Origin of the sequence: Streptomyces malaysiense (genome assembly GCF_000980885.2) — a bacterium.
In the GTDB taxonomy this organism is placed as follows: Bacteria; Actinomycetota; Actinomycetes; order Streptomycetales; family Streptomycetaceae; genus Streptomyces; species Streptomyces malaysiense.
In genome coordinates, this window is sequence record NZ_LBDA02000012.1 from 296568 (window position 1) to 316514 (window position 19947).

The following is a 19947-nucleotide window of genomic DNA, read 5'->3' on the forward strand; positions in this document are numbered from 1 at the left end:
ATGACGTCTTCGACCCCTTCGAACCCTTCGAACCCCTCCGACTCCGCCCGCCCCAGCAGGCGGGACCGCGCCGAGGCACTGCCCGAACAGATGCGCGAGGCGCTGCGCCGGCGGCTCGCCGGCCGGGCCGGCGGCGCGGCCCCGGCCGCCCGGCAGGGCATCCCGCGCGCCGACCGGGACCGCCCGCTGCCGCTGTCCTTCGCCCAGCAGCGCCTGTGGTTCCTGGACCGGCTGCGGCCCGGCGACGCCCGCTACAACAGCGCGGTCGCGGTCCGCCTCACCGGCCCGCTGGACCGGGCGGCGCTGGAGGCCGCCCTGGCCGCAGTCGTGGCCCGCCACGAGGCCCTGCGCACCACCTTCGAGGAGACCGACGGCCGTCCCGCGCAGCGGGTGCACCCGGCGGGCCCGGTGCCGCTGCCGGTCCGGGACACCGCCGGCCCGGACGCGGACCTGAGAGCGGAGTACGCCCGCCCCTTCGACCTGCGGCACGGCCCGCTGCTGCGCGCCCTGCTGCTGCGCGAGTCCGCCGCCTCGCACGTCCTGCTGCTGACGGCCCACCACATCGTCACCGACGGCTGGTCCATGGGCGTCGTCCTGGACGAGCTGTGCACCGCCTACGACGCCCTCGCCCGGGGCGCCGCACCGCAGCTGCCGCCGGTCGCCACGCAGTACCCGGACTTCGCCGTGTGGCAGCGCGAGCAGCTCTCGGGCGACCGGCTCGACGGCCGGCTCGCGCACTGGAAGGAGCGGCTGACCGGCGCGGTGGCGCCGGAACTGCCCCTGGACCGGCCGCGGCGCGGCGAGGAGGCGGGCACCGGAGCCGTCCACACCTTCACGGTCCCCGCCGCGCTCACCACGCGGCTGCGCGCCCTCGCGCGGGAGCAGCACAGCACCCTGCACACCGCCCTGGTCGCGGCGACCCAGGCCCTGCTGGCCCGCTGGTCGGGGCAGGACGACATCACCGTCGGCTCCCTGACCCCCGGCCGCTCCCGCACCGAACTGGAACGCACCGTCGGCTTCTTCGTGAACACCGTCGTCCTGCGCACCGCGGTGGACCGCTCCGGCTCGTTCCGCGAGCTGCTGGTGCGGGCCGCCGACACGGTCAACGACGCCTTCGCGTACGGCGACACGCCGTTCGAGCGGGTCGTGGAGGCGGTGGGAGCACCCCGCGAGGCCGGCCGCAACCCGCTGTTCGACGTACTCGTCCTGCTGCACCCCGACCCGCCCGCCGCGTCCGCCCCGCACGGTCTCGCCACCGCTCCGGTCGACGTGCCCCGGCAGGCGGCCACCTTCGACCTGAGCGTCGAGTTCGTACCCGACGGGGAGGCCCTGACCGGGCTGCTGGAGTACCGCGCCGACCTGTTCGACGCGGCCACGGCCGAACGCCTCGCGGGGCAGCTGCTGCGCCTGCTGGAGGGCGCCGCCGCCACCCCGGACCGCCCGCTGGGCTCCCTGCCGCTGCTCTCCGAGGCGGAGACACGCCGGGTCCTCGCCTTCGGGACCCCCGGCACGCACCACCCCGTGCCCGACGCCACGCACATGGAACTGTTCGAGCGCCGTGCCGCCCGGACCCCGGACGCCCTCGCCCTCGTGGCGGGCGGCGAACGGCTGGACTACGCCACCCTCAACGCCCGCGCCAACCGGCTCGCCCACCACCTCATCGCGCGCGGGGCCGGCCCGGAGCGGCTGGTCGCGCTGCGGCTGCCGCGCACCGCTGACATGATCACCGCGATCCTCGCCGTCTGGAAGTCCGGCGCCGGCTACCTCCCGCTCGACGTGGCCCTGCCCGCGGAACGCGTCCGGTTCCTGCTGGACGACGCCCGCCCGGCCCTGGTGCTGGACGAGGACGCCCTGCGCGCCGTACCCGCGAGCGCCCCGGACACCGACCCGACCGACGCCGACCGTCGCGCCCCGCTGGACGGGGAGCACACGGCGTACGTCATCCACACCTCCGGCTCCACCGGCCGGCCCAAGGGCGTGGCCGTGACCCACCGCTCGGCGGCGCACCTGCTCGCCGCGCACCGGGCGGGTTTCGTCGCCGAGGCGGGCGGCGGCCCGCTGCGGGTCGCGCTCACCGCCTCGTTCTCCTTCGACACCTCCCTGGAGGGCGTGCTGCTGATGGCCGACGGCCACCCGCTGCACCTGGTCGACGAGGTGACCCGGATGGACCCGGCCGCCCTGGTCGAGTACGTCGTCGAGCACCGCGTCGACTTCCTCGACGTCACCCCCTCCTACCTGCGGCAGCTGCTGCCCGCCGGGCTGCTCACCGACCCCCGGCACCGTCCCCGCGTCCTCATGCTCGGCGGCGAGGCGGTCGGGCCCGCGCTCTGGCGGGAGCTGGCCGCCCACCCGGACGTGGCCGCCCACAACTTCTACGGCCCCACCGAGTGCACCGTCGACGCGCTCTCCTGCCGCGTCGACGGCGGAGACCGCCCGCTGGTGGGCCGGCCGCTGCCCGGCGTGCGGGCCTATGTGCTGGACGACCGGCTCCAGCCGGTGCCGCCCGGGGTCGGCGGCGAGCTGTACCTCGCGGGCGCCCAACTGGCCCGCGGCTACACCGGCCGGCCGGGACTGAGCGCCGCCCGGTTCCTGCCCGACCCCTACGGGCCGGCCGGAACCCGCATGTACCGCACCGGCGACCTGGCCCGGTGGACCGCGGACGGCCGCATCGACTACCTCGGGCGAGCCGACGACCAGGTCAAGGTGCGCGGCCACCGCATCGAACCCGGCGAGATCGAGGCCGCGCTGCTCGCGCTGGACGGCATCACCGCCGCCGCGGTGGTGGCCGTGCCCGACGCGCACGGCCACGCCCGGCTCGCGGCCTACGTCGTGCCCGCGCCCGGCGCTCCCCGGCCCGTCCCCGCCGACCTGCGGGCCGCCCTGCGCCGGGTGCTGCCCGACGCCTGGGTGCCGTCCTCCTTCACCGCCCTGGACGCGCTGCCCCTGACCACCAGCGGCAAGCTGGACCGCCGCGCCCTGCCCGCACCCGAGACCCCGGAGACGGAGCGGGAGTTCATCGCCCCCCGCACCCCCGAGGAGGAGACCCTGGCGGCCGTCTGGGCCGAGGTGCTCGGAGTGCCCCGGGTGGGCGTCACGGACAACTTCTTCGAACTGGGCGGCGACTCCATCCTGAGCATCCAGGCCGTCTCCCGGGCCCGCGCCGCCGGTCTGCGGATCGGCTCGCAGGACGTCTTCCGGCACCAGACGGTCGCCGACCTGGCCGCCGCGGCGGCCCCCCGCACCGCCGCCGTGCCCGCGCCCCGGCGCCCGCGGCAGGAGGGGCCCGCCCCGCTCACCCCGGTCCAGGAGTGGTTCTTCGCCACGCACGGCCCGCTGCGGCACTTCAGCATGTCGATGCTGCTCGACCTGCCGCACGACCTCGACGAACGGGCCCTGGAACAGGCGCTGGCGGCCCTGGTGGCCCGACACCCGGCCCTGCGCACCCGCTTCACCCGCTCCGGGGACACCTGGCTCCAGCACCCGGGCGCCGGCCCGGACACCCCGCCGCCGACCCGCCACGCCCCCGGCACCCCGCCCGCCGAGGCCGCCGAGGCGGCCCGCGCGGCCCTCGACCCGGCGACCGGGACGCTGCTGCGCGCGGCCCTGCTCACCGGCGGGGAGCGCCCGCGGCTCTTTATCACCGCCCACCACCTGGCGGTCGACAGCGTCTCCTGGCGGGTGCTGCTCACCGGCCTTGCGGAGGCCTACCGGCAGGCGGCGGCGGGGGAGGAGCCCCGACCGGAGCCCGAACACACCGCGTTCGCCGACTGGGCGCGCGAACTGACCGACCTGGTACGGGCCGGCGACCTGGACGACGACCTGCCCTACTGGACACGGGAGGCCGCCGAGCCCCGCGTCCCGCTCCCCGTCGACCTGCCCGGCACCCCGGTCGCCGGATCCGTGCGCACCGTCCGCACCCGGGTGGACCGCGCCACCACCGAGGCGCTGCTGCGGCGCGTGCCGGGGACGTACCGCACCCAGGTCAACGATGTGCTGCTGAGCGCGCTGGGCCGGGTGCTGGCCGACTGGACGGGCGCCGGCCGGGTGACCGTCGCGCTGGAGGGCCACGGCCGTGAGGAGGACCTGGCCGAGGGCACCGACCTGTCCCGCACGGTGGGCTGGTTCACCACCCAGTACCCGGTCACCCTGACCCCGGCCGGACCGGACGACTGGGGGAGCACCCTCAAGTCCGTCAAGGAACGGCTGCGGGCCGTGCCCCGCCGCGGCCTCGGCTACCAGGCACTGGCCCACCTCGGCTCGCCCCGGGAGGAGGCCCGCGCCCTCGGCGGACTCCCGCTGCCCCAGGTGTGCTTCACCTACCACGGCCAGTGGGAGGCGCCCGGCGGCGGCGACTTCGCACCCGTCGCCGACGTACCCGGCCGGGACACCGACCCCGGCGAGCCGCTCGACCACCTGCTGGACGTGTCCGCCCTGGTCGCCGACGGCGAGCTGGAGATCACCTGGCACTACAGCGACCAGGTGCACCGGGCGGCCACCGTACGGCGGCTGGCCGACGGCATGGTGCGGGCGCTCGGCGCCATCGCCGAACACTGCGCGCGACCGGACGCCGGCGGCCGTACCCCCTCCGACTTCCCGCTGGCCCGCCTCGACCAGGCCGGTGTGGACCGGATCGCCGGCGACGGCCGGGACACCGAGGACCTGCTGCCGCTCACCCCGCTCCAGGAGGGCATGCTCTTCCACCGGCTGGTCGGCGGACCGGACGACGTGTACGTCGACCAGGCCGCGCTGCTCCTCGACGGCGTCACCGACCCCGGTGCGCTCGCCCTGGCCTGGCAGCGGGTCACCGATCGCACCCCCGCCCTGCGCACCTCCGTGGTGTGGGAGGACGTGCCGGTCCCGCTGCAGGTCGTGCACCGCCGTGTCACCGTGCCCGTCGAGCAGGCCGACTGGCGGGAACTGGACGCGGCGGAGCGGGAGGCGCGCTGGGACCGGCTGCGCGCCGACGACCTCGCGCGCGGACTGGACCTCATGGCCGCCCCGCTGATGCGGCTCACCCTCGTCCGGCTGCCCGGGGACCGGCTGCACCTGCTGTGGACGTCCCACCACCTCATCCTGGACGGCTGGAGCCTGGCCCAGGTGCTCACCGAGGTGTTCGCCGAGTACACGGCGCTGACCACCGGCGCCACGTCCCGGCCCCCGGCCCGCCGACCGTTCGGCGACTACGTGCGCTGGCTGGCCGGACAGGACGGCGCGGCGGCCCGCGCGCACTGGCGGGACGTCCTCGCCGGGTTCGCCACGCCCACCCCGCTGCCCGCCGACCGGGCCCGGCGCCCCGGGCACGAGACCCGCTCCGCGGGCCTGCACACAGCCGGCCTGTCCGACGAGGTCTCCGCGCGGCTGGCCCGCGCCGCCCGCGCCGCCGGGCTCACCCTCGGCACCGTGGTGCAGGGCGCCTGGGCGCTGCTGCTGTCCCGCTACGGCGCCGAACCGGACGTGCTGTTCGGCACCACCGTCTCCGGGCGCCCCGACGACCTGCCCGGCGTCGAGTCGATGGTCGGCATGTTCATCAACACCCTGCCCACCCGGGTCCGCGTGGACGGCCGCCGTACCGCCACCGACTGGCTCGGGGAACTCCAGGAGGCGCAGGCCGACGCCCGGCGGTTCGCGGCGGTGTCCCTCGCCGAGCTGACCGCGCTGAGCGACGTGCCGTCCGGCAGCCCGCTGTTCGACAGCATGGTGGCCTTCGAGAACTACCCCTTCGACGAGGCCCGTTCGGGCGGTGCCGGGATACGCCTGGCGGACGTGTCCGCCCGCGACGCCACCAACTACGCCCTGGTGCTGCGCGCCTACCAGGGCGACCGCTTCGGCTTCGACCTCGCCTACGACCCCGGGCTGTTCGAGCCCGCGACCGTACGGGACCTCGCCGGCCGGCTGTGCCTGCTGCTCACCGAGCTGGCCGAGGACCCGGAGCGGCCCGTGCGCGAGCTCGCCTGGACCACCGCCGAGGAACGGCGGCGGATACCGGCGCGGTGGAACGGCACCGAGGAGGGCCGGCCCGCCGAGACCCTGGACGGCCTCTTCTCCGCCCAGGCCGCCCGCACCCCCGGCGCCGAGGCCGTCGGCTGCGGCGCCGACCGGCTCGACTACGCCACCCTCGACGCGCGTTCCGGACAGCTCGCGCACCGGCTCGCCGAACTCGGTGCCGGGCCCGAGACGTTCGTGGCCCTGGCGCTGCCCCGCTGCACCGACCTGGTCGTGGCCGTGCTCGCCGTGCTGAAGACCGGCGCCGCCTACCTGCCCGTCGACCCCCGGCTGCCCGCCGAGCGGGTACGGCACCTGCTCGCCGACGCCGCCCCGGTGGCACTGGTGACCACCACCGGCACCGACGCGGGCACGGCCGTACCGCTCCTGCCGCTGGACGACCCCGGCGTCCGCGCCGACCTGGCCCGCCGCCCGGAGACCGGCCCGGCCCGCCGCGCGCTGCCCGAGAGTCCCGCCTACGCCATCTACACCTCCGGCTCCACCGGCCGCCCCAAGGGCGTCGTCGTCCCGCACGCCAACGTGGTCCGGCTGTTCGACCGCACCCGGCAGTGGTTCGGCTTCGGACCCGACGACGTCTGGACGCTGTTCCACTCCTACGCCTTCGACTTCTCGGTGTGGGAGCTGTGGGGCCCGCTGCTGCACGGCGGCCGGCTGGTGATCGTCCCCGAGGACACCGCGCGTTCCCCGGAGGACTTCCTGCGGCTGCTCGCCGACGAAGGGGTCACCGTCCTCAACCAGACCCCCTCCGCGTTCTACCCGCTGGTGCGGGCGGACGCCGGACTCCCCGAGGTCGGCGCCCGGCTGGCCCTGCGCACGGTGATCTTCGGCGGTGAGGCGCTGGACGTGGACCGGCTCGCCGACTGGTACCTCCGCCACCCGGACACCGCGCCGCGGCTGGTCAACATGTACGGCATCACCGAGACCACCGTGCACGTCACCTACGCCCCGCTGGACCGCTCCACGGCCCGCACCGGTGCCGCGAGCCCCATCGGCACCGGCATCCCGGACCTGCGGGTCCATGTGCTCGACGAGCTGCTGCGGCCCGTGCCCCCCGGCGCCGTCGGCGAGCTGTTCGTCGCCGGCGAGGGCCTGGCGCGCGGCTACCTGAACCGGCCCGGCCTCACCGCGACCCGGTTCCTCGCCGACCCGTTCGGGCGGCCCGGCACCCGCATGTACCGCACCGGGGACCGGGCCCGCAGGCGGGCCGACGGCTCCCTGGAGTACCTCGGCCGCGCCGACCAGCAGGTGAAGATCCGCGGCTACCGCATCGAACCCGGCGAGATCGAGGCCGCCCTGCACGGCCACCCGGGTGTGGGCGCGGCCGCCGTCGGCGTGTACGAGGACGGCGCCGGGACCCGCCGGCTGGTCGCCCACGTCGTCGGCACCGGCACCGGCGAGCGCGTCGTGCCGCCCCCGCCCGCCGCCGGGCTGCGGGCCCACCTGGAGGGGCTGCTGCCCGCGCACATGGTGCCGGCGGCCTACGTGCCGATGGCCGCGCTGCCGCTCACCGTGAACGGCAAGCTCGACCGGCGCGCCCTGCCCGCCCCCGGCCCCGACGGCTTCGCCGCGGACCGCGAGCGGACCCCCCTGCGCACCCCCGCCGAACGGCTGGTCGCCGCCGCCTGGACGGACGTCCTGGACACCGACGAGGTGGGCGCCGACGACGACTTCTTCGCACTCGGCGGCGACTCCATCCTCGCCGTGCGGGTCACCTCCCGGCTGCGCGCCGCCTTCGGCACGGACGTCTCGCCCCGGCTGCTGTTCACCCATCCCACGCTGTCCGGCCTCGCGGCCGCGCTCGGCGCACCCGCGCCCGCGGACACCGCCGACGTCATCCCGGCCGTCGCCGCGGACGCCCCGGCGCCCCTCTCGTACGCACAGCAGCGCCTGTGGTTCCTCGACCGTTTCGAACCCGGCAGCACCGAGTACACCACCCTGTCCGCACTGCGGCTGCGCGGGTCCCTCGACACCGCCGCCCTCGGCGCCGCCCTGGACGGCCTCGTCGCCCGGCACGAGACCCTGCGCACCACGTTCGCCGAACACGACGGCCGGGCACGGCAGATCGTCCACCCGGCACGGCCCGTCGACCTGCCGGTGACCGACCTTCCGGACCCCGCGGCCCTGGACGGCTTCCTGGAGCGCGTGGCCGCCACCCCCTTCGACCTGACCACCGGACCGCTGCTGCGCGCCCGCCTCGCCCGCCTCGCCGCCGACGACCACGTCCTCGTCCTGGCCGTGCACCACATCGTCACCGACGGCTGGTCCGTCGGCGTGCTCGGCCGGGACCTGGGCGAGCTGTACGCGGCGGCCCTCGCCGACCGCCGGCCCGAACTGCCCGTGCTGCCCGTCCGCTACGCCGACTACGCCGCCTGGCAGCGCGCCCGCGCCGACCGGACCGAGACCGAACTCGCCCACTGGCGGACGGTCCTGGACGGCGTCACCCCGCTGGAACCGCCCACCGACCGGCCGCGCCCGGCCGTCCGCACCCGCGAGGGCGACCTGGTGACCTTCACCCTGCCCGCCGCGCTCACCGAGCGGCTGCGCGAGTGCGGCCGGCGGGCCGACGCCACCCTGTACATGACGCTGGTGACGGCCTGTCAGATCCTGCTCGCGCGCTGGGCGGGACAGGAGGACGTCACCGTCGGCACCGTGACCGCCGGCCGCGACCGGCCCGAACTGCACGACGTGGTCGGCATGTTCGTCAACACCCTGGTGCTGCGGTCCCGGATCCGCCCGGAACTGCCCTTCGGCGAGCTGCTGTCCGAGGTCCGCGCGACCGTCCTGGACGCGTTCGCCCACCAGGAGGTGCCCTTCGAGCGGGTGGTGGACGCGGTCCAGCCGGAGCGGGACACCAGCCGCACCCCGCTGTTCCAGGTGATGGTCGCCCTGCACAACCTGGGCGCCGAGCCGCCCCGGCTGCCCGGCCTGACCGCGGAACCGGTCACCCCGCCGGTCCGCACCGCCACCTTCGACCTGGCCTTCGACTTCGTCGAGACCGACGACGGCCTGACCGGCTACCTGGAGTACGACACCGCGCTCTTCGACCGCGACACCGTCCAGGGCCTGGCCGGCCGGCTGCGCGTCCTGCTGGAGGCCGCCACCCGGTCCCCGGAGCGGGCCGTCGGCGCGCTGGCGCTGATGACCGACGACGAACGGCGGCAGGTGCTCCGCCACGCCGAGGGCGCCCGGCTGCCGGAGCCGGACACCACCTTCCCCGCCCTGTTCGAGGCCCGAGCCGCCCGCACCCCGCACCACACCGCCCTGGTCGCCCGCGACGCCACCCTGGACTTCGCCACGCTCAACGAGCGCGCCAACCGGCTCGCCCACCACCTGATGGCCCAGGGCGCCGGCCCCGAGGACATCGTCGCCGTACGGCTCCCGCGGACCTCCGAGCAGGTGGTGGCGCTGCTCGCGGTCGCCAAGGCCGGTGCCGCACTCCTCAGCCTCGACCCGCAACTCCCGCGGGAGCGAATGGACCTCCTCCTTACCGACACCCGCCCGCACACCCTGCTCACCGGCCTCGAAGCGGTGCCCTGGGACCAGCTGCCCGCCCATGACCCGACCGACGCCGACCGCGTCCGGCCGCTGCTGCCCCGGCACACCGCCTACATCGTCCACACCTCCGGCTCCACCGGCCGGCCCAAGGGTGTCGTCGTCGAACACCGCCAGCTGGTCAACCTGTGCCTCGACCACGAGGCGGGACTGCTCGCCCCGCACACCACCGGCGGCCGCCGGCTGCGGGCCGCGCTCAGCGCCTCCTTCTCCTTCGACACCTCCTGGGAGGGGCCGCTGCTGCTCGCCCTCGGCCACGAGGTGCACCTCATCGACGAGGACGTACGCCTGGACCCCGAGGCGTTCTGCGCCCAGGTCGCCGACCGCCGCCTCGACCTGGTGAACGTCACCCCCTCCTTCCTGCGCGAACTCACCGCCGCGGGCCTGCTGGCCGCCGGCCGCCACCACCCGGGCCTGCTGCTCGTCGGCGGCGAGGCCGTCACCCCGGCCGGCTGGCGCGAACTCGTACGCGCGGAGAACGAGTTCCAGGTCGCGGTGTACAACATGTACGGCCCCACGGAGTGCACCGTCGACGCCGCCTACGGCCGTGTCGCCGACCGCCCCGAACGGCCCGTCATCGGCCGCCCCGGCGGCAACCTGCGTGCCCACGTGCTCGACGCCGCCCTGCGCCCGGTGCCGCCCGGGGTGCCCGGCGAGCTCTACCTGGCCGGCGCCCAGGTGGCCCGCGGCTACCTGGGCCGGCCCGGCCTCACCGCCGCGCGCTTCGTCGCCGACCCGTTCGGCGCGCCGGGGGAGCGGATGTACCGCACCGGGGACCGGGCCCGCCGGGACCGGGACGGGCTGCTGGAGTTCCTCGGCCGGGTGGACGAACAGGTCAAGATCCGCGGGTTCCGCATCGAGCCCGGCGAGGTGGAGGCCGCCCTCCTCGACCACCCGGACGTCACCGACGCCGCCGTCGCCGCCCGCGAACACGCCGGCCGCCGCATGCTCGTCGGCTACGTGGTGCCGGCCGGCGACCGCGTCCCGTCCGCCGACGACCTGCGCCTCGCGCTGCGCCGTACCCTGCCCGACCACATGGTGCCCGCCGCGTTCGTCCCGCTCGCCCGCATCCCGCGCACCACCAGCGGCAAGACCGACCGGCGCGCCCTGCCGGCCCCGCCCGCGCAGCCCGACGGCACCACCCCCTACGTCGCCCCCCGGCCCGGCACGGAGGAGCGCCTGGCCGCGATCTGGGCGCAGGTGCTCGGTGTCGAACGCGTCGGTGCACGCGACAACTTCTTCGCGCTCGGCGGCGACTCCATCCTGAGCATCCAGATCGTCGCCCGCGCCCGGCAGACCGGGCTCGCCCTCACCACCAAGGACGTCTTCCGCCACCAGACCGTCGCCGAACTGGCCCTGCGCACCGCGGAGTCGGCGCCCCGGACCGGGACCGCCGAGCAGACCGGCGAGGCGCCGCTCACCCCGATCCAGCACTGGTACCTGGACGGCCGCGAGCCGGGCCGGCGGCTCCGCTTCACCATGACCCAGCGCCTCGAACTCGCCCCGGGCACCGGCGAGGAAGCCGTCCGCGAGGCCGTCGACGCCCTCGTGCGCAACCACCCGGCCCTGCGCACCCGGTTCCGGCACACCCCCGGGTACCTGCGCCAGGAACCCCTGCCGCAGGCACCCGACGGCGTCTTCAGCCGGCACGACCTGGCCGGGACCGCCGACGCCGCGCTGGAGGCCGAGGTCCAGCGGCTCGCCGACGAGGCACAGGCCGCACTCGACCCCGCCGAAGGCCGCGTCGTCCGCGCGCTGTTTTTCGACCGGGGACCGGCACAGGCACCCCAGCTCGTCATCACCGCACACCACCTGGTGATCGACGGCGTCTCCTGGCGCATCCTGCTGGCCGACCTGGAGACCGCCCACCGGGCGGCCGCGGCCGGTCGGCCCGTCGAACTCCCCGCCGAGGGGACCTCCTTCGGCCACTGGGCCACCCGGCTCCAGGAGCACACCCGCACCGGGGCCCTGGACGCCGACCTGGCGTACTGGACGCGCGCCGCCGGCGTCCCGGCCGCACTGCCCGCGGGCCGGCCCGGCCCCAACACCCACGGCACCGCCGCCACCCTCACGGTCACCCTGGACGCCGCGACCACCGACGCCCTGCTGCGCCAGGTCCCGGACACCTACCGCACCCAGGTCAACGACGTCCTGCTCAGCGCCCTCGGCCGCACCCTGGCCCGCTGGTGCGGCCGCGACACCGTCCTGCTGGGCGTGGAGGGACACGGCCGGGAGGACCTGTTCGAGGACGTCGACCTGTCGCGGACCGTCGGCTGGTTCACCGCCGAGTACCCGCTCGCCCTCACCGCCGACCCGGACGCCGGGTGGCACGACACCCTCCGCTCGGTCAAGGAGCAGCTGCGCGCGGTGCCGCTGCACGGCCTGAGCCACGGCGCCCTGCGCCACCTCGTCCCCGACAGCCCGCTGACCGGCGCCCCGGCCCCGCGGATCGGCTTCAACTACCACGGCCGGTGGGACACCGGCGGCACCGGGAGCGGCGGTCTGGTCCGCGGCTTTCTGCCCCCGGCCGGCCGGGACACCGACCCGGACGAACCCCGCCCCTACCTGCTGGACATCACCGGGGTCGTCCAGGACGGCCTCCTGGAACTCGGCTGGACCTACCCGGCGGCCGTCTACGAGGAGGACACCGTCCGCCGGCTCGCCGAGGAGACCCTCGCCGCGCTGCGGGACATCGTGGCCCACTGCGCCGTGCCCGCGGCGGGCGGCCGCACCCCCTCCGACTTCCCGCTCGCCGGCCTCGCCCAGGACCAGCTGGACCGGCTCGTCGGCACCGGCCGCGACATCGAGGACGTGCTGCCGCTCACCCCGCTCCAGTCCGGCATGCTCTTCCACGGCCTCGTGGACACCGAGCACGCCTACTTCGACCGCACGGCCGTCCGGCTGGCCGGGGTGGCCGACCCGGGGGCCTTCGCCACCGCCTGGCAGCAGGTCGCGGACCGCACCCCCGCCCTGCGCGGCTCCGTGCACTGGCACGGCCTGCCCCACCCGGTGCAGGTGGTCCACCGGAGCGCCGAACTGCCCGTCACCCGGCTCGACTGGCGCGCCCTGACACCCGCACAGCGCGCCGAGGCCACCGAGCGGCTGCTCGCCGAGGACCGCGCGGCCGGCATGGACCTCACCACCGCACCGCTCACCCGGCTCACCCTGGCGGCCCTGCCCGGCGACGAGGTGCTGCTGGTGTGGTCCACCCACCACATCGTCCTCGACGGCTGGAGCACCGGGCAGCTGCTCACCGAGGTGTGCGAACGCTACGCCGTCCTGACCGGGGGCCCGGACCCGGCACCCCCGGCGCGGCGGCCGTTCGCGGACTTCCTGCACTGGCTCGCCGCACAGGACGAGACGGCGGCCGAACGGCACTGGTCCGAGGCGCTGGACGGCTTCACCGCCCGCACCCCGCTGCCGTACGACCGCACGCCCGCCGAGGCCCACCGCGCCCGGTCGGCCGCCACCGTGCACCACGAGCTGGACGCCGATGCCTCACGCCGGCTCCGGGAGGGCGCCGCCCGCGCCGGACTCACCGTCAACACCGTCCTGGAGGGCGCCTGGGCGCTGCTGCTGGCCCGCTCCAGCGGCCAGGACGACGTGGTGTTCGGCACGACCGTCTCCGGCCGTCCGGCCGAACTGCCCGGCGTCGAAGGCATGATCGGCATGTTCATCAACACCGTGCCCACCCGGGTCCGGATACCCGCCGGGCCGGTCCTGCCGTGGCTGCGCGGCCTCCAGGAACGGCAGAGCGACGCCCGCCGCTTCGACTTCCTCGCGCTGCCGCGCATCCAGGCCGTCAGCGACGTCCCGCCGGGGGAGCCCCTGTTCGACAGCATGGTGGTCTTCGAGAACTACCCGGTGGACGAGTCGGCGACGGCCCGTACCGGCGTCCGGGTCGAGGAGGTGCGCGCCGACGACGCCACCACCTTCCCCTGGTGCCTGCGCGCCCACCTCGCCGGACGGCTCGGCTTCGACCTCGCCTACGACCCCGCCCTGTTCGACCCCGGCACCGCCGAGCGCGCGGCGGACCGCCTGGCCGCGCTGCTGACCGTCCTCGCCGACGGGTTCGACACCGACCTGGCCCGCCTCGACCTGCTCGTCCCGGCGGACCGCGAGCTGCTCGCCGCCTGGAACACCACCGCCCGGCGGGCCGCCCCGCGCAGCCCGGTCGGCCTGTTCGCCGAGCAGGCCCGCCGCACCCCCGACGCGGTCGCCGTCCACGACGGCGAGCGGGAACTGACCTACCGGCAGCTGCACGACTGGGCCGCCGCGCTCGCCGGGCGGCTGCTCGCCGGCGGCCTGGCGGCCGAGGACCGGGTGGCGCTGCCGCTTGAGCGCTCCGCCGAACTCGTCGTCGCCCAGCTCGCGGTGCTCATGGCCGGCGGCGCCTACCTGCCCGTCGACACCCGGGCCCCCGAGGAACGCCGCCGTACGCTGCTCGACCAGGCCGGCGCGACGGTCCGGCTCACCGCCGCCGAGGTGGCCGCCGCCCGGACCGGCACCGCCGCGGGCCCCCTCCCGCCCGCCGACCCGGACCGGCTGGCCTACGTCATGTTCACCTCCGGCTCCACCGGCCGGCCCAAGGCGGTGGCGGTACGGCACCGGGACGTGGCCGCGCTCGCCACCGACAGCCGGTTCGCCGACGGCGTGTGCGACCGGGTGCTGCTGCACTCGCCGGTGGCCTTCGACGCCGCCACCTTCGAGGTGTGGGCGCCGCTCCTCAACGGCGGCCGCGTGGTCGTGGCGCCGGACGGGAGCGTGGACGCCGCCCTGCTGCGCCGGCACGCCGACGGCGGCGGGCTGACCGCGCTGTGGCTGACCGCAGGACTGTTCCGGCTGCTCGCCCAGGACGCCCCCGACTGCTTCCGCGGCCTGCGGCAGGTGTGGACCGGCGGTGACGTGGTGCCCGCCCCGGCCGTGCGCCGGGTCCTCGCGGCCTGCCCCGGCCTGACCGTCGTCGACGGCTACGGCCCCACCGAGACCACGACCTTCGCCACCTCCTTCACGCTCGCGGACCCGGAGGCGGTGCCCGGCGCCGTGCCCATCGGCCACCCCCTCGACGACATGCGCGTCCACGTCCTCGACGCCCGGCTGCGGCCCGTACCGCCGGGCTGCGGGGGCGAGCTGTACCTCGCCGGGGAAGGAGTCGCCCGCGGCTACCTGGGCCGCCCCGGCGACACCGCGGCCCGCTTCCTCGCCGACCCCCAGGGCCCGCCCGGCACCCGTATGTACCGCACCGGCGACCTGGCCCGCAGGCGGCCGGACGGCACCGTCGAGTTCCTCGGCCGGGCCGACGACCAGGTCAAGATCCGGGGCTTCCGGGTGGAGCCCGCAGAGGCCGAGACCGCGCTCGCGGCCCACCCGGACGTCACCGACATCACCGTGGTGGCCCGCGAGGACCGGCCGGGTGCCAAGCGGCTCGTGGCGTACGTCGTCGGACCGGCCGCCGACGCCATGGAGGAACTGCGGGCCTTCGCCGCCCGCACCCTGCCCGACTACCTCGTTCCCACCGCCTTCGTCCCCCTCGCCGCCCTCCCGCTGAGCCGCAACGGCAAGGTCGACCGCGCCGCCCTGCCCGCGCCCGAGGGGCGGCCGGGGCACGCGCGGGTGGCGCCCCGCACCGAGGCCGAGCGCCGCACGACGGCCGTCTTCGGCGAGGTGCTGGGCAGCGAACCGCCCGGTACGCAGGACGACTTCTTCCAGCTGGGCGGAGACTCGATCCTCAGCATCCGGCTCGCCTCCCGCCTCGCGGAGGTCTTCGACACCGAGGTCACGCCCCGCGCGGTGTTCACCCACCCCACGCCGGCGGCGCTGGCCCGGCTGCTCGGCGACCGGCAGGGCTCCGGCCGCCCGGCCATCGTCCCCGTCGCCCGGGACGCGGTCGTGCCGATGTCCCACGCCCAGCAACGCCTCTGGTTCCTGCACGAGTTCGAACCCGCGGGCGCCGAGTACGTCACCGCGCTCGCCCTGCGGCTGCGCGGCACCATGGACACCGGCGCGCTCCGCGCCGCCCTCGCCGCCGTGGTGGCCCGGCACGAGTCGCTGCGCACCACCTTCGACAGCGTCGACGGGCACGGCGTCCAGCGCGTGCACCCGCCGTGCGACGTCCCGCTGCCGGTGCACGACCTGACCGGGCTCGCCGCGGCCGACCGGGAGCCCGGACTGCGCCGCCTGCTCGCCGCCGAACGCGCCCGCCCCTTCGACCTGCGCGAGGGCCCGCTGCTGCGCGCCGGCCTGGTCCGGCTCGCCGCACACGAGCACGTGCTCACCCTCACCCTGCACCACATCGTCACCGACGGCTGGTCCACCTCCGTGCTGCTCGGCGACCTCGCCCACTTCTACCGGTCCGAACTGGGCACGGCCCAGGCGCCGTTGCCGCCGCTGCCGGTGCAGTACGCCGACTACGCGCACTGGCAGCGCGGCACCGGGGAGAACGGCGCGGACGAGCAGCTCGCCTACTGGAAGGAGCATTTGGCCGGCACCGCCCCACTGGAACTGCCCACCGACCGGCCCCGGCCGCCGGTGCGCACCAGCGCCGGCGCCACCGCCCGGCTGGTGGTACCCGCCCGGACCGTACGCGGACTGACCCGGCTCGCCCGCGACCACGGCACCACCCTGTTCACCACCCTCGTCGCCGCCGCCCAGGCCTACCTGGCCCGGCTGTCCGGCGCCGAGGACATCGCCGTCGGCACCGTCACCTCCGGCCGTGAGCGGCCCGAGACCCAGGCCCTCGTCGGATTCTTCGTGAACACCCTGGTGCTGCGCTCCCGGGCCGAGGCGGGGGCGCCCTTCTCCGGGTTCCTCACCGCCGTACGGCAGACCGTCCTGGACGCCTTCGCCCACCAGGACGTGCCCTTCGAACGGGTCGTCGACGAGGTGCGGCCGGTCCGGGACACCAGCCGCAGCCCGCTCTTCCAGGTCATGGTCGTCCTCCAGAACACCCCGGCCGCCGGCCTCGACCTGCCCGGACTCGACGTCACCGACGTCGAACCCGACTCGGACCAGGCCGCGTTCGACCTCACCCTGGAGTTCGCCGAGACCGGCTCCGGGGAACTGCACGCCCTGCTCACCTACAACACCGATCTGTTCGACCCGGCCACGGCCGAGCGGATGGCCGGCCAGCTCGGCACCCTGCTGCACGCCGTCGCCACCGACCCCGACCGCCCGCTGGGCTCCCTGCCGCTGTCCTCCGACGGCGAGCTGAAGGCACTGCTCGACCAGGGCCGGGGCGACTTCCGGCCGGTGCCCGAGCGCACCCTGCCGGAGCTGTTCGAACAGCAGGCCACCCGTATTCCGGACGCGGTCGCGCTGGTGGACGGCGACCGTGAGCTGAGCTACGCCGAGGTGGACCGGGCGGCCAACCGGCTGGCCCACCGGCTGATCCGGGACGGCGTCGGACCGGAGCGCGTGGTGGCCCTGGCGCTGCCCCGCTCGGCGGCGACCGTCGTGGCCCAGCTCGCCGTCGCCAAGGCCGGCGGCGCCTTCCTGCCGGTGGACCCGAACTACCCCGACCAGCGACGGGAGTTCATGATCCGGGACGCGGGCGCCCAGCTGGTCCTCGACGACCCGGCCGAGGTGTGGGCGGCCGAGGGGCCGCGGACGGCGCCCACGGACGCCGACCGCACCCGCGCGCTGCGCCCCGCCCACCCCGCCTACGTCATCTACACCTCCGGCTCCACCGGCACGCCCAAGGGCGTCGCCGTCACCCACCGGGGTCTGGCCTCCTTCGCCGCCGCGGCCGCCGAGCGGTACGCGGCGGGCCCCGGTGACCGGGTACTGCAGTTCGCCTCGCCCAGCTTCGACGCCTCCGTGCTCGAACTCTGCGTGTCCCTGCTCAGCGGGGCCGCGCTGGTGACCAGCGAGGAGGGACCGCTGGTCGGGGAGCGGCTGGCCGAGGTGCTCGCCGTACGGCGCGTCAGCCACACGCTGATCCCGCCGGCCGCGCTCGCCACCGTCCCGCCGGAGACCGCCGCGGCCCTGCCCCACCTGCGCACCCTGATCGTGGGCGCGGAGGCCTGCCCGGCCGACCTCGTCGCCGTCTGGGCCCCAGGCCGCCGCATGATCAACTCGTACGGGCCGACCGAGGCGACCGTCGTCGCCACCTGGACCGGACCACTCGAACCCGGCACGGGCGCGCCGCCCATCGGCCGCCCCTGCGGCAGCACCCGCGTCCATGTGCTCGACGCCGCCCTGCGGCCCGTACCGCCCGGCGTCACCGGGGAGCTGTACATCGCCGGCCCCGGCCTCGCCCGCGGCTACCTGGGCCGGCCCGGACTCACCGCCCAGCGGTTCGTGGCCGACCCGTTCGGCGGCCCGGGGGAGCGGATGTACCGCACCGGGGACCTGGTCCGCTGGACCGCCGAGGGCCTGCTCAGGTTCGCCGGACGCGCCGACGACCAGGTCAAGCTGCGCGGTTTCCGCATCGAGCCCGGCGAGATCGAGAGCGCGCTGCGCACCAGCCCCCTGGTGCGGGACGCCGTGGTGGCCGTACGCCCGGGGGAGACGCCCGGCGCCTCGGACCGGCTGGTCGGCTACGTCGTACCGGCCCGGCCGGCCGCCCCCGAGTCTCCCGGCGACGACGCGGGCCGGGTCCCCGGCACCGACCTGCCCGTCGGCGAGCTGCGGCTGCACCTCGCCGGGCTGCTGCCCCCGCACATGGTGCCGTCGGTGTTCGTACCGCTCGACCGGCTGCCGCTCACCCCGAACGGCAAGACCGACCGGCGCGCCCTGCCCGCCCCCGGGCCCGCGCGGGCCGCCGGCGGACCGCGCCCCGCGCCCCGCACCGACACCGAACGCCGGGTCGCCCGCATCTGGGCCGATGTCCTCGGCGTCGAGGAGGTCGGCGCCGACGACAACTTCTTCGCGCTCGGCGGCGACTCCATCCTCAGCATGCAGGTCGTCTCCCGGCTGCGCCGCGACGGACTGCACGTGGCCACCCGCGACCTGTTCACGCACCAGACCGTCGCCGAACTCGCCGCGGTGGTCCGCACCGCGCCCCGGCGGTCCCACGAGGGACCGGTGACCGGCGAGGTGCCGCTCACCCCGATCCAGGAGTGGTTCCTCACCAAGCCCCGCGCGGCCCACCACCACTTCAACCAGTCGGCACTGCTCGAACTCGACGGCGCCCCCGACCCCGAGGCGCTGCGCGCCGCGCTCGACGCCCTGCTGGACCACCACGACGCCCTGCGCATGCGGTTCACCCGGGACGAACACGGCTGGCGGCAGTTCAACCCGCCGCCCGCGCCCGGCCAGGACGTCCTCGCCCGGCACGACCTGACCGGACTGTCCGCCGAGGACGCCGACGCGGCCATGGCGAAGGCCGCCGACGAACTGCACGCCGGCTTCGACCTGGCCCACGGCCCGCAGCTGCGCGCGGCCCTGTTCACCGGCGACCCGGACCGGCCCGTGTTCCTGCTGCTGGTCGCCCACCACCTCGTGGTGGACGCCGTCTCCTGGCGCGTCCTGCGCGACGACCTGGAGACCGCCTACCGGCAGGCCCGCGCGGGCGGCCCCGTCGCCCTAGGGGAGCGGAGCACCAGCTTCCGGGACTGGTCCACGCGACTGTCCGCGTACGTCGCCGAGGGCGGCCTCGACCACGAACTGCCCTACTGGGAAGAGGCCGTACGCTCCGAACCCGCACCCGCCGCTCCCGCGCCCGCGGCCGGCGAGGGCCCGGCCGCCACCGTGAGCGTGGAACTCGACGAGGAGCACACCACGGCCCTGCTGCGCTCCGCGCCCACCGCCTACCGCACCCGCGTCAACGACGTACTGCTCGCCGCCCTCGCCCTCGCACTGGCCCGCTGGACCGGACACGACCGCATCCGCCTGGACCTGGAGGGGCACGGCCGCGAGGACCTGCTCGACGGCGTCGACCTGTCCCGCACCGTCGGCTGGTTCACCACCGTCTACCCGGTCGCCCTCCAGGTGTCCGACCCAGGAGACCTCGGCCCCGGCCGGGACTGGCGGTCCCTGGTGAAGTCGGTACGGCGCCAGCTGCGCGCCGTCCCCGGAAACGGGATCGGCTTCGGGGCGTTGCGCACCTTCGGCCCGCCCGAGGTCCGCGAACGCCTCGGCGCGCACGCCCACGGCCAGGTGGTGTTCAACTACCTCGGCCAGTGGGACGCCCGCCCCGAGACCGCGGACGGCGGCCTGGTCCGCGCCGAACACGGCTCGTTCGGGCAGGACCACGATCCCCGGGACCCCGGATCGCACCTGGTGGAGGTGGTGGGCGCGGTCCAGCACGGCCGGCTCGCCTTCACCTGGCACCACCGCCCCGGCGTCCACGACACGGCGGCCGTGCGCCGGGTGGCGGAGGACTTCGCCGAGGCCCTGCGCCACCTCGCCCGGCACGCCAGGGGAGGCCGATGACGGCGTTCCCCCACGGGA

Annotated in this window: 1 protein-coding gene; it reads left to right on the forward strand. The window is 76.4% G+C overall.

The genetic code is table 11. The features are described 5' to 3' along the window. Positions 1-19929 carry a non-ribosomal peptide synthase/polyketide synthase gene (locus VT52_RS07110; protein WP_046421778.1) on the forward strand — a complete coding sequence of 6643 codons (19929 nt, stop codon included), beginning with the start codon at positions 1-3 and terminating at the stop codon, positions 19927-19929. Positions 19930-19947 lie beyond the last annotated feature (18 nt).